The sequence below is a fragment of the Thermaurantimonas sp. genome, assembly GCF_046299575.1.
GTDB lineage: Bacteria > Bacteroidota > Bacteroidia > Flavobacteriales > Schleiferiaceae > Thermaurantimonas.
Genome location: NZ_JBKBHX010000004.1, coordinates 214,881 through 227,483, shown reverse-complemented (window position 1 = coordinate 227,483; position 12,603 = coordinate 214,881). Strand labels below are relative to the sequence as shown.

Here is a 12,603-nt window from a genome sequence, read left to right as displayed (position 1 = left end):
TACAGGGAGTTTTTTACACCTGTTTGCGTTCGCGCTCAGTTTCTCGCACGATTTCGTTGGCTTTTTGTATTGCGCGTCTGAGCTTGAAATCGCTCCATGAGTTTTTGTAATACTTGTTTAAAAGCTCGTCTAATTTTCTAATTACAAAAACGTTGTAAGCGCCCTGAATTTTTCCTGGAATTGTGGGCGAGAGTGATCGGAGGCTCAACGAAAAACTACCGTCGAGGTACTGGATGTAGTGCCAGATGCCGCTTGGCATAAATAAGGTGTCGCCGTGATTTATTTCGCATTCGTAACCTTCAGCGTATTTCAGTGCCGGATACTTGCTGAAGTCCACATTCATTAGGTCAGCCGCACTGTGTGTGGTAAAGGGCAGTTTGTACAGGAATTTGGTTTGACTCTGTTCAAAAAGTACAATGCGTTTTGTGCCGCAGAATTGAGTGATGAAGACATTGGAGAGGTCGATGTCGTAGTGCAGGCGCACATCGGAGCCGGCGCAACCGAAGAACATGTAAGGGAAGTCTTTGAGATAATTAGTGGTAATCGGGGTAAACTCAAAATCTTCGAGCAGCTCGGGCACGTGTTTAAAGATGTTGAAAAGAAAAATTCTCAAATCGCTCTGTACCCCTTGCTCGAGCATGTCTAAGTATTCTCCGAAGGGCACTTCCTTTACCGGCGGCATTTCGATGGCTGTTGGATTGTTTTCCAGCCATTTGCCGTAGAGTTTTACTTTTATGTGGCCTGCTTTTTCGCGCAAGTAGGAGTAGGTCCAGCGATCAACGGCTTTCCAGTTTTTTGTGTAATTTTTGAGGATCACTGGCTTCCCGGGCAAGAGGTACTTTTCGTGAAACTCTTCCAGGCTTATGTCATATACTACTTCTACAGGTTTCAGATTGAGCTTGTCCACGGTGTATCAAATTGATTAAGCAAAATTATTGAACACTATGAGAGTGAAAGAATGATATTCAGTATGCGATGCATACATTTTTAGGTTCTGTAAAGAATTCGAGGGCGTAACGTCCGCCTTCGCGGCCCAGTCCACTTGTTTTCATTCCGCCGAAGGGTGTGCGCAGATCGCGCAGCAGCCATGTATTGATCCAGATCACACCGGCATCGATGGAGCGAGCCATGCGATGGGCTGTGTTGAGATTCGTTGTAAAAATGCTGCAGGCCAGTCCATATTCAGTAATATTCGCTATTTGAATGGCTTCTTCTTCTGTGTCGAAGGGCATAAGCGTAACCACCGGGCCAAAAATTTCTTCGGTATTAGTGCGGCATGCAGGTGAAAGTCCGTCAATTACCGTAGGTTGAATGTAGTAGCCGTTTTGATAAGGTACATCTAACGTAACCTGATGGCCACCTGTCAAGATGTTGCCGCCTTCTTCTTTGGCGAGTTGAATGTAAGATAATACCTTTTGCATGTGTTGCTCTGAGACTACTGCTCCTACTTGTGTATTTTCATCGTAGGGATTGCCCACGCGCAGAGAGACCACTTTGTCTAAAAAGTCATTTTTAAATTTTTCGTACAGAGGTCGTTGAATTAATATTCGAGAGCCACAGAGGCATATTTGTCCTTGATTGCTAAAGGAGGCTCTCACTGCAGCGCTCAGAGCTTTCTGATAGTCGCAGTCGGCCATGATGATGGTAGCATTTTTACCTCCCAGCTCGAGGGATAGCTTTTTTAAATGTGGAGCGGCTGCTTGAGCGATTTTCTTGCCTGTGGCAGTGCCTCCCGTAAAGGATATAGCTTTTATTTCCGGATGTTCTGCTATGGCCTGACCAGCCTTGTATCCATAGCCATGCACTATGTTGAGCACTCCAGGGGGCAAACCTGCTTCATGGCAGATTTTGCTCAATAGGTAGGCAGTGTATGGGGTTACTTCACTGGGCTTGGCCACTACGGTACATCCGGATGCTAAGGCAGGTGCTACCTTCCAGGTGAAGAGGTATAGTGGTAAATTCCATGGGCTGATGCAACCAACTACTCCAACAGGTTGCCGAAGGGTGTAGTTGAATCCCGTTTCGCCCATGTCGTGCGTATCGGTAGAGGTGTGCAGAATGGCTGTCGCAAAAAAAGCGAAGTTGTCGCGAGCTCTGGGTATGTCTACTGTTCTGGCCAATTTCAGAGGCTTGCCGTTGTCGCGGCTTTCGGCCAGGGCGAGCTCGTCGAGCTGATCAGCTATGAGATTGGAGATTTTCATCAATATCCGACTGCGCTCTACTGCCGGTGTGGCTGACCATTGTGCAAAAGCCTCTTTGGCAGCCTTTACAGCGGCTTCTATATCGCGCTGGTCACCGTCAGGTATCAGACTGTACACGGCCCCCGTTGCAGGCTCAATGTTTTCGATATAATTTCCACTGATGGGGGATGCCCATTGTCCATTGATGTAGTTTAAAAGAGTTTCCATTCAAAAGAATCTTTTTAGTTTTTCTTCTACTTCTTTAAAATCGTACGTTTTCAAAATGAGTCTCTTATCTATATCGTAGAGCACATAGGCAGGTGTACCGAAGATTTTTAATACACTCGCGTAGCCGTTCCAACCATTTGAGTCGTGTAGGTGTATCCAACCGGAGGGCAATGTTTTAATGTTTTCTTTCCAGAGACCCACATCTGATTCGAGGTGGAGAGCTGTAATGGTCAAACCGTTGTACTTGTAGCGATTGTAGAGATCTATCCAAAAAGGCTTGCTTTCACGGCAATGACTGCATCCGCTGCTCCAGAGAATGAGCAAGTTAGCTTTACTCGACGCAATATCCTTGGGAAATATCTGATCAGAACCATCGGGAGCTTTCAATGCGGCATCCGGCAAGTTGCTACCTTCTTTAAGAGCGTTTATACTTTGTAAAATTTGGTCAATATCAAGTGACTGAGACGGATTGGCGCATACGCCGTCGGTCAAATACTTCTCCTTCAGATATTCAAGTGCGTCAGGATAATTCATTGTTTTATAGGCATTGACCAGATACTGAAAGATGTTTTTCCAAAGCAATTCGTTCGATTTCAAAGGGTCAAGTACCTGGTCGATGAAGGTTTTGTTAAGATTTTTAAAATCTTGAGCTGAATTTTCACTTATTAGGTAGTTGTAATACTGCCCAATTTTTTGGTGGAGGAGCAGATTGCGCACCCAAAGCGTATCGCTGATGTCAATGCCCTGATAAAAGCCTTTTGAAAAGTCGCTTCCTCGGGCATCCCATTGCCGCAACATGGATATGTAACGATTTGCTATTGGAAATCGCGCATCGCGATATCGCTGAAAGACGTTTTTTTTCTCTGATTGAAGCCTAGACAAGTTTTTGGTTATTTCCGACACAAAAGGGTCATTCGATGGATATTTTTTAAATACATCTTCGAGCAAGAAAATTTTGTACTGGACCTGATTGTACTGTTTAGTAAATCGCGCAAAATATTGTTGCTCTTCACCTTTTATAATCGACAGAGAATCAGTAATGTAGGGATAATGTGTCTCTATATAAATATCATCACTCGGCTTAAGGATTAAATCAATGTACTTATCTGGCGATCGATTTTGGCCTTTTTCAATCAGCAACTTATAAAGGCCAATGTATGGTATAGCTGTACTGAGCTGAAAAGATCCATTTGGCATTTGAACGTAGGCCGAATCTATTGGAAATTCTTCCACACCGTAATAGCCCATTAATACTACATATCTTGGATTGAGACCATGAATGGTACCTGATATTCTGACGATTTGACCCAAGGTGTTACCATAGCAAAAGAAAGCGAAGGCCAGGACAAGTTGTTTCATTCGTAGTTTCCTTGCGCAATGTGAGGGTTAAAAATACGATGAATTACCCTCTGAGTTTGTCAAGCAGTTGATTGAGGAAGCGAGCTTCGGATTCTGTAAGGTGGACGATCTGTTTGTGCAGTTCACTCACGGGTTTATCGAGCTCTGCTAATAGTTGAATTCCGGATTTGTTAATAACTACATCCACATGACGGCGGTCAGCGGCATTTTGCTGGCGATCAACGAGCTTTTTAGCCACCAGTTTATCCACCAAACGCGATGCATTAGATGTTTTGTTGAGCATTCGGTCTTGGATGGTATTGATGGTACACGGCTCAGGATAGTGGCCTCGCAGTATTCTCAGCACGTTGTATTGCTCTGGAGTTAGTCCGTATTTTTTCAAAAACCTTTGAATGTTTACATAGACATAGCTGTAAGTAAACAGAATGTTGATAGATGCCTTAGAAAATTCGTTTGGAAAGGTTTTTTGTTTTATTTCATCCTCAAGCTTCATGACAGAGTTTCAAGCGATTATAAAAAATTTTGCGCAAAATTATACAAATGAGAAATGTTTCAAATTGCAATTGTTAAATTTTTCGTGCAATATAGAGCAGTTCGTTGGGCTGAATTCTAAATCGATCGATTTGGTCGGGGGTTAAGTGTTTTTTTACATCAAAAACTTCGACCTTAAAACCTGCTTGTTCTAATCGGTGGGGATAGTCTGTGCCATACACGCGTACGTGGTCGTATTGACCAAAGATGCGTTCGCGCTCAGCGCGATCGGTGATGGTAGGGTCGCTGAAAGTTTCGGAACGGTTTACATCGAGGGGCACTTGCATGATGGCCCAGCTGCCTGGCTTCATGATGCGCCTGATTTCTTGCATGCAGCGAATGTCGTCGTTTACGTGTTCCAGCACATGGTTGCAAAAGACCACGTCGTAGGTATTGTCAGGCAGGGGAATGTCGTGCAGGTCGAAATGCATATCTGCTAAAGGCGATTCGAGATCGGCTGTAGTGTAGTCGAGGTTTTTCATTTTTTTAAAGCGCCCATAGAAGCATTGTTCTGGTGCAATGTGAAGCACCTTGAGTCGAGCGGTGAAAAAGTCGGTTTGTTTCTTCAGGTAGATCCACATGAGGCGATGGCGCTCTAAGCTGAGCGATGCCGGAGCAAGCACATTTGGCCGCTGCCGATCGCCATAGCCATATGGCAGCAAGCTGCGGTATGTGCGCCCATCGATGGGGTCTTCGTATCGGGTGCCGTACATAAAAAGCGCCAAAACATCCTTGGCTAAATAACTGCCTCTGATAAGCCAAGGCCTGGGAATGTATTTAAGTAATAGTCGAAAAATTTGTTTCATCCTGAGAGTTTTAAAAAGGAAATCCCAAACCGGGTTGAAACACCCAGTATTTTACTTCTGTAGGCGAAATCCAGCGGTTGCCGGACTGAAAAGCCGGATTGTAAAGAGGAATTCCTATATCTACCCGAATAATGAAAAAGTCGAAGTCGTAACGCAAGCCAAGGCCAGTACCAAGTGCAAGTGCGCTTAAAAAATTTCGGGTAGTGAGTATTTGGTCCGGATGAAAGTCTTTGACCATTTTATCAGTACCTCTGATAGGCAGGTTTTCGTAGAAAATATTTCCCACATCAAGGAAAAGAGCAGATTTAAAAGCTTTGTACACGGTAAAGCGGTATTCGATGGACGATAAGAGCTTGATGGGAGCCGTATTGATGGGTAGAGAAGCAGGCGAGGTGCCTGGGCCGATCGAAAAAGCCCGAAATGCCCTCAGATCGTTGGCTCCACCGATGAAGTACCTCTTTTCAAAAGGAGCTTGAAATGCATAAGTTGTGTCAAACGAATTTCCATATGGGCGCGTATAGCCGGCAAAGAGGCGAATAGCCAGGCTGTTGTTTTTGTTGAAGTAATAATACCGTCGAATGTCAGCTTCAAACTTTACGTACTGAGCGTAAGCTACGCCAAAGAGTTTGCTCACGTTGTTGGCATCTGTCGGAAGGTCGAAGAGCGCATCGATCAGAGGGAGAATTCCGGTCCCAGCCAATTCTATCAATCCTCTAAAAAACAGTGCTTTAGGTTGATAGGTGGGTTTCTGGCTGTTGTATGTGTAGGCATATCGTGAGGCAGCGATGAAATTGTCGCGAAAGCCAAACAGCAAAAAGGCACTTTGGGCAAAATCGGGGTCTATTTTAAATAGGCGGATGTAGTTCAGCTCCAACAGATCGATTTGATGTGTTTTTTGAGAAGTTTCTCTCCATTGGTAATTTAGACCAGCTCGGTACACCACGCGGTCGAATTGAAAACGCTGCTGGCGAATGATACCTGTGGAAAGTTTACTGCGAGGTTCCAATCTTTTGGGCAGCAGACCTTCGGTGTTAAAAGGCAAGAGAAATCTCGGAAAAGTAACGGCAGCCTCTGCACCGATTTCCAACGTGTTAAATCCACCTGTTTGTCCTTGAGACAGTTGCACTTCGAGTAGTCCGGTAAGCGATAGAGAGAAGATTTCGCCTTTGCCAAAAGTGTTTCTGTTGAGCCAGCTTACACTGCCACTTACACCGCGCTGTCCTGATGATATGCTGCCCTCGGCACTAAGACTGATTCCTTGTCGGCTTTCGGGCGATAGTCTTACTTCTGCTGTAAGTAAGTCGCTCAAAGGGTCTTTAGGTCTGAAATTGATTTCTGTTCCTGTAAACAGCTTCAGGTTGTTTAAATGTCTAAAGGTTTCGCGCACGCGGTTTTCGGAATAGTACTGCCCGGGTTGAAATTCAATGGCATCCGTAAAAACCCTTGGATGGAAGATATTTTCTTGATAAATAAACAAATCGTACCCGCGATGTTTGATCTCCATAGGTGCAGTACGCAGCTCTGCACGCCGTGGTGTAAGATGTATTTGTACGCTTTGGATTTTGTAAGGATACAGCGATACATAGCGCACCGAATCGCCATCTTTTACCGGCTTGGGCAAAATGTTCATCCTGAGCGATGCCTGCCGAGGTGGTGTAGTGATGGTGTCGATATCAAATGTGATAAATTCTTTTGTAAAGTCGTAAAACCCATTGTTTCGAAAGTCTCTGGCAATTTTTTCCCTCAACTGGTCTAAATAGTTGAAATCGAGTAAAGTGCCAGGCTTAATGGTGGGATATCCCACAACATTTGCAAACATGGAGTCGATCGCCACAGACGCATTGTTGATTGAGAAATCGTACACGGTAAAAGGTTCGTTGAGCGTCACACGGTAGTAGACTTCCACTTTATTTTGTCGCTTGTTTTTAAATTTCTTTTCATGAACGACTTGAGCTGAAAAATAGCCTTTATTAAAAAGGTAAAGTTGCATCTGTTGGCTTGAGCGATAGGCTTCGGATTCATTGTAAAGTACAGGGGCCTCTCCTATTTTTTTGAAAAAACCACCCCAATTGTATATATACAAAGAAAGCGGAAGCAGGAGCAAGCGAGTATTCGGTTGTTGTTTTAGGATGGGTTCCAGTTCGGCGGCTTCTATTCCTTTATCCTTGATCAGTATGGTGTTTTTCTTTAAAAGGGCTTGTCCTTCAGGCACATATCGCGTGGTGGAACAGCTCCAGCTACTTATGGCCGCTGTAAAAATCAATAAATGGAAAAATCTGTATGTGCTCTGCTTTATGCCTCTCACTCTAAGTGATAGTATTGCCAGTAAAAACCTTTTTTCTTCCTAAACTTTTTAATGGTCAATTTTTTAATGGCTATACCGGCTGGAATACCGATAAAAGCAGCTATCAGATAATCGCGATCCCACGCCGGAAGGTTATTTATCGTATTGTTAATCGGTGGAATGACCAGTGCAAATACCCCGGCAGCCATTACAGCATCTCCAAACAGGCGATGAAGTTGATTTTGATAGTGAATTTCATCGACCAGTCGCAAAGGAATGTGAAACTGACTCACATCTATGTACTGGCTATCGATCTGACCGACTAAACCTCTGATTGTGGTGCTGTCGCGATATTGAATGACAGAAATCTCCATTCCAGGTTTGATGCGCAGTTGAGGAGCTTTCTGAGGGTGCATTACGTAGAGAACACCCTGACCGGCCAGAAGTTTTACAATTAGTAAAGCAACTGCCGTAAAGATGTATTTACTTGAGCGGTTTGGTGTAATAGTAAGTAATATGGCGGAATCTGATGTCGGATATGCTGGTTTCGTACTCAGCTGGAGCCTCTGGGAACAGCTTGATGAAAGTAGGTTTTTTTTTGGAAAAGCCCTCAATAGGTGAGGAATAGTAGGGTTCATGATGGCGAAAATACAAAGCTAAGATAAAACCTGTAAAACCACCTGCTAAATGGGATTCCCAGGAAATGTGCGGATGAATAGGAAAAATGCCCCAAAACAATCCACCGTATAAGAAGGCCACAAGCAAGGATATGGCCAGCAGATGGACTTTGCCTTTAATTAACCCACTGAAAAAGACAAAAGAAGCAAAAGCATACACTTGTCCACTTGCCCCTATGTGGTAATGGTCGCGAGCGATTATCCACACCAGAATTCCAGTAATGATGTATCCGGAGAGAATGATTTTGCGCGAAATAGATGAATAAAAATAGTTGATCGAAAGTAATAGCAAAAACAGAGGCAAAAGATTGTTGAGCAGATGCGATAAACTGCTGTGTACGAAGGGTGTAATGAAAATACCAATCAAACCTTCAAACGTTCGGGGCAACAACCCGAATCTGTAGAGATCGAGATAGAAATAATCGTCGAGCCAAAAGACAAATACGATGGCTATGGCAATAAGGAGGGGTAACTTCCAGAATCGCTCTTTAAATGCTGGTTCTGAAGGATGCTCTCCAGCCGTAAATTTTGGAATCAGTAGGGCCTGTGATGTAGTATTGTATTTCAATTCAGCTGAGTTTCTATTTCTTTTTAAAGTCAATAGCCACTGAGTTGATGCAATAGCGTAGCCCTGTTTCGGTCGGCCCGTCGTCGAATACATGTCCGAGATGACCTCCACATTTTGCACACAGCACCTCTGTGCGTATCATGCCATAGGAGTAATCGGGCTTTTCTACGATGCTTCGGCTGCTGATTGTACGGTCGTAGCTCGGCCAGCCACAGTGACTGTCGAATTTGCTCTCTGACGAAAAAAGCTCATTTCCACAACCTTTACACACATAAATGCCAGGCTCGAAGTGTTTGTAAAACTTACCAGTAAAGGGTCTTTCCGTTCCCTTCTGCCGTAGAATGTAAAATTCTTCGGGTGTAAGGCGTTTTTTCCACTCCTCCTCGCTCAGTTTTATTTCGAAGTTTTCATTGTTGTTTGAAGTCACTTTTTGCGTTTTTTGGGTTTGACATTGAACATTCAAAGACACAAGAAGCACTAAAAGATGAAAAGATAATTCCTTCATTTTGTTCAAAAATTCATAGCATAATACAAATATATTTTTATTTTTACCGCGATACCATATTTTTTGAGCGCTGCTATGAATAGAAGGCGCGTTTATTACATATGTTTTTTTTCCATTTTCTATATAGCATCGGCCTTTGCTAGTAGAGTAGTAAATATATCGCCTGGAATTGATCGTCTATTCGAAAAATCCATATCTAAATATTTGAATGTATACATCGATAGCAGCCAATCATTAACGATAGAAAGCCTTCCCTTGTACATAGATCGATTTGAGCGCTGGAATAAGGATAATATTCATCTGGGTACTAACCAAAATCCAGTTTGGTTTCACGCTGATATCAACAACCAGTCAAATGAGGATGTCATTTTGCATATCGGATATCCGATTTTAGATACCATAAGTTTTTACCTTGTTCGCAATGGAGTAGTTGTAAAAGAATTTACTACCGGCTCAAATTTTGAATTTGAAAAGCGTGAAATTCTTGGAAATTATTTCAAATTTATCATTCCGCCAGGGCAATACCAGATGTTTTTTAGAGTCCGTAGTTTTTACAATGTTCAGTTCCCTGCTACACTATATACCTGGAAGTCACTTAACTATGAAAACACAAAAGAGGCTATTTTGCAAGGCATTTACATTGGTTTTGTAGTCCTAATTGTGCTTTACAACCTTTTCTTTTATTTGAGCATCCGCGACGGAATCTACGTTTGGTACATTTTGCATGTATTAGCTACGGCTCTTATTACACTACATCTCAACGGTTACACGTTCTGGTATTTATGGCCCAGGTTTCCTGTCATCAATCAAAATGAGCCAATCATCTACGGCCTGGGTATTTTCACTATGTTGTTTTCAATTAAATTTTTGCATCCTGAGTCCTTTTCACGGTTCTGGAACGGGGTGCTTTGGGGAATTTTTTGGGTAAATGTTCCGGTTTTTTTCTTGCCCTTTATTGGAGAGAAACTTCTGGCGAATGTTCTTGTTCAGTTGGTCGGATCAATTGGATGTTTTTTGATGCTTGTGGCTGGTATTGTGCTGATGCTCAGGGGCTACAGACCTGCAGTGTTCTATGTTATAGCCTTTTCGTTTTTGCTGATTGGAGTGATTGTATCGATCATGGCACGGATGAATGTATTGCCCAACATTCCGCTTTTCGTGCATGCTTCACAGATAGGTTCGGGCTTCGATATGGTGCTGCTATCTCTGGCGGTGGCCGATCGAGTCAATGAAGGTCTGAAGGAGCGCAAAAAACTAAAAAACCAACTTTTAAAAGAGGCAATAGAAAAAGAAAACATCATCCGCCAGCAGAATCTGATGCTCAGAGACGCGGTAGATCGGCAGACAAGCGATCTGAAAAAAGCCAATGCTGCACTTGAAAAAGCCGCTTCAGAGCTTAAAGCAAAAAACGAGTATCAAAACAAATTGCTCACAATAATAGGTCATGATTTAAAAGGCAGCCTTTCAAATGTTATCGGCCTGTTAGAAATTAATAAAGAAAAAGGTGAAAATATTGACAATTCAACGATCGATTTAATCTACAACTCAGCTGTCAATACATTTTCAATCCTTCAGAATTTACTTGTATTTGCACAAATAAAAAATTCAGACCTCCGACCTCGAAAGTCTTTTTTTAATATTTACGCACTTATTGAGAGGGTTTTAACTCAGATTAAGCCTCAGGCAACCAGCAAAAAAATACACATAACTGTAGACTGTTCACCTGGCGAGACTATTCTGGCCGATGAATTTTATTTGGAAGTTGTACTCCGAAATCTTCTGGTCAATGCAGTGAAATTTACGCCAATAGGCGGCAGCCTAACTATTAAAGTAAAAGAACTTCCCGATAACAAAAGTCAAATTACAGTAAGCGACAATGGTGTAGGCATGAGCGAAGAACGCGTCCGGACTTTTTTTCAAAAAAATGGTGATTCGACCACGGTAGGAACTATGGGTGAAAAAGGAACTGGTATAGGTCGAATTTTAATAAAAGAGCTCGTCGATGCAATGAAGGGTAGCATCAGCATTACATCTGAGCTCGGTAAGGGCACTACGTTCACTCTTACCTTTGACCATACGATTCCAGAATAATGAACAACCCTCCATTGGCTGAACGCCTGCGCCCGAAATCGCTTCAGGAATTTGTGGGTCAGGAGCATCTTACTGCACCAGGAAAGCCCATCGAATACATGGTTCGCACCGGTCAGCCGGTTTCGATGCTTTTATGGGGGCCACCAGGTTCAGGCAAGACGACATTGGCAGAGATACTTGCCCGAGCATGTCAACGCACTTTTTTCTCCATCTCAGCTGTTTCAGCCGGCCTTCGCGATGTGCGCGAAATTCTGGATCGAGCAACCCGAGAAAGTGGTTTACTATCAAAAGGTGCTCCTATCCTTTTCATTGACGAAATTCACCGCTTCAACAAAACTCAGCAAGACGGATTGCTCCATGCTGTGGAGCGCGGCCATATTGTACTCATTGGAGCTACAACAGAAAATCCATCGTTTGAAATCAATAAAGCATTGCTCTCTCGCATGCACGTGTATGTGCTCCATGCACTTGGGCCTGATCACATGAAAAAATTGCTCGCCCGGGCACTTGGGCAAGACGAAAAAATTGCATCGCTTGGTTTGAAAATATCTGATCCGGAGATGCTGGTGCGCATGGCCGACGGCGATGGAAGAAAGCTCCTGAGCTTAATCGAGATTCTGGCGATGAATGCATTGCCCGGCGAAACGCTAACAACGGAGCGCTGCCTTGAAATCTTACAGCGCAAAACCCCCTATCACGACAAGGCGGGTGAAGATCATTACAACTTGATATCAGCCTTCATTAAAAGCGTGCGAAACAGTGATGCCAATGCAGCAGTGTATTACTTGGCCCGAATGCTCGATGCAGGTGAAGACCCTCTGTACATCGCCCGTAGGTTGATCATCCTTGCTGCTGAAGATATCGGGCTTGCTAATCCTACTGGTTTGGTAATGGCCAATTCTACGTTTGAAGCAGTTGAAAAAATAGGGATGCCGGAGGCCCGAATTCCGCTGTCAATGTGTACCATTTATCTGGCGCAGTCGCCCAAGAGCAATTCTGCCTACGCAGCCATAGATGCTGCTCTGGCTGAAGTGGCGCAGTCGGGTCAGCTTCCTGTGCCATTTCATCTGAGAAATGCACCTACACAATTGATGAAAGACTTAGGCTACGGCAAAGAATACAAATATTCACACAATTATGAGGGCAATATAGCCGACCAGGAATGTTTACCTGATCAGCTCATCGGAAAAAAATTTTATACGCCTGGCAATAATGAACGCGAGGAACAAAGTGCTTCTCGAATAGAGCATTTAAAAGTTGCCTTGCGAGAAAAGAAAAAATAAAATCTTTTGCTCCCTCAAAAATCACATCTTACATACATTGACTTATAAATTACCACAAATGATGTAGTTCAAAATCTATTGAAAGTTAGCC

Annotated in this window: 11 protein-coding genes; 2 read left to right on the top strand and 9 right to left on the bottom strand. The window is 43.4% G+C overall.

The features are described 5' to 3' along the window. Positions 1 to 13 precede the first annotated feature (13 nt). The 9 genes from ACK4EX_RS07480 to msrB all read right to left on the bottom strand — a co-directional run bounded on the left by ACK4EX_RS07480 (position 14) and on the right by msrB (position 9,060). Positions 14 to 907, bottom strand: a complete 894-nt coding sequence (locus tag ACK4EX_RS07480; RefSeq protein ID WP_409771341.1) for a cupin-like domain-containing protein — start codon at positions 905 to 907, stop codon at positions 14 to 16. Positions 908 to 965: 58 nt separating this feature from the next. Continuing rightward, entirely contained in the window at positions 966 to 2,408 is a 1,443-nt protein-coding gene (locus tag ACK4EX_RS07475; RefSeq protein ID WP_409771339.1) for an aldehyde dehydrogenase, read from the bottom strand. Further along, positions 2,409 to 3,767, bottom strand: a complete 1,359-nt coding sequence (locus ACK4EX_RS07470; protein ID WP_409771337.1) for a DUF4369 domain-containing protein — start codon at positions 3,765 to 3,767, stop codon at positions 2,409 to 2,411. A 43-nt stretch (positions 3,768 to 3,810) separates the two neighbouring features. Beyond that, complete coding sequence (locus tag ACK4EX_RS07465; RefSeq protein ID WP_409771335.1) at positions 3,811 to 4,260, bottom strand: MarR family winged helix-turn-helix transcriptional regulator; 450 nt, start codon at positions 4,258 to 4,260, stop codon at positions 3,811 to 3,813. 73 nt (positions 4,261 to 4,333) lie between these two features. Continuing rightward, positions 4,334 to 5,104 carry a class I SAM-dependent methyltransferase gene (locus ACK4EX_RS07460; protein ID WP_409771333.1) on the bottom strand — a complete coding sequence of 257 codons (771 nt, stop codon included), beginning with the start codon at positions 5,102 to 5,104 and terminating at the stop codon, positions 4,334 to 4,336. A 10-nt stretch (positions 5,105 to 5,114) separates the two neighbouring features. Continuing rightward, entirely contained in the window at positions 5,115 to 7,409 is a 2,295-nt protein-coding gene (locus ACK4EX_RS07455; protein ID WP_409771330.1) for a BamA/TamA family outer membrane protein, read from the bottom strand. Next, positions 7,406 to 7,804, bottom strand: coding sequence for a hypothetical protein (locus tag ACK4EX_RS07450; RefSeq protein WP_409771328.1), 399 nt, complete (start codon positions 7,802 to 7,804; stop codon positions 7,406 to 7,408). The genes ACK4EX_RS07455 and ACK4EX_RS07450 overlap by 4 nt, the downstream gene beginning before the upstream one ends. Positions 7,805 to 7,871: 67 nt before the next feature. Next, complete coding sequence (locus ACK4EX_RS07445; RefSeq protein WP_409771326.1) at positions 7,872 to 8,666, bottom strand: rhomboid family intramembrane serine protease; 795 nt, start codon at positions 8,664 to 8,666, stop codon at positions 7,872 to 7,874. Further along, positions 8,647 to 9,060, bottom strand: coding sequence for a peptide-methionine (R)-S-oxide reductase MsrB (gene msrB, locus ACK4EX_RS07440; protein WP_409771323.1), 414 nt, complete (start codon positions 9,058 to 9,060; stop codon positions 8,647 to 8,649). The genes ACK4EX_RS07445 and msrB overlap by 20 nt, the downstream gene beginning before the upstream one ends. Before the next feature lie 282 nt (positions 9,061 to 9,342). Here msrB and ACK4EX_RS07435 point away from each other — a divergent pair, with 282 nt between their 5' ends. Continuing rightward, complete coding sequence (locus tag ACK4EX_RS07435; protein ID WP_409771322.1) at positions 9,343 to 11,229, top strand: 7TM diverse intracellular signaling domain-containing protein; 1,887 nt, start codon at positions 9,343 to 9,345, stop codon at positions 11,227 to 11,229. Next, on the top strand, positions 11,229 to 12,512 hold the full coding sequence (locus ACK4EX_RS07430; RefSeq protein WP_409771320.1) for a replication-associated recombination protein A: 1,284 nt from the start codon (positions 11,229 to 11,231) through the stop codon (positions 12,510 to 12,512). Before ACK4EX_RS07435 ends, ACK4EX_RS07430 begins: the two co-directional genes overlap by 1 nt. The last annotated feature ends 91 nt before the right edge of the window (positions 12,513 to 12,603 follow it).

What these genes read in the sequence shown, in the direction of transcription:
- ACK4EX_RS07465 (WP_409771335.1), bottom strand. Translation starts at nt 4,260, where the DNA reads ATGAAGCTTGAGGATGAAATAAAACAAAAAACCTTTCCAAACGAATTT.
- ACK4EX_RS07430 (WP_409771320.1), top strand. Translation starts at nt 11,229, where the DNA reads ATGAACAACCCTCCATTGGCTGAACGCCTGCGCCCGAAATCGCTTCAG.
- ACK4EX_RS07470 (WP_409771337.1), bottom strand. Translation starts at nt 3,767, where the DNA reads ATGAAACAACTTGTCCTGGCCTTCGCTTTCTTTTGCTATGGTAACACC.
- ACK4EX_RS07460 (WP_409771333.1), bottom strand. Translation starts at nt 5,104, where the DNA reads ATGAAACAAATTTTTCGACTATTACTTAAATACATTCCCAGGCCTTGG.
- ACK4EX_RS07475 (WP_409771339.1), bottom strand. Translation starts at nt 2,408, where the DNA reads ATGGAAACTCTTTTAAACTACATCAATGGACAATGGGCATCCCCCATC.
- ACK4EX_RS07450 (WP_409771328.1), bottom strand. Translation starts at nt 7,804, where the DNA reads ATGCACCCTCAGAAAGCTCCTCAACTGCGCATCAAACCTGGAATGGAG.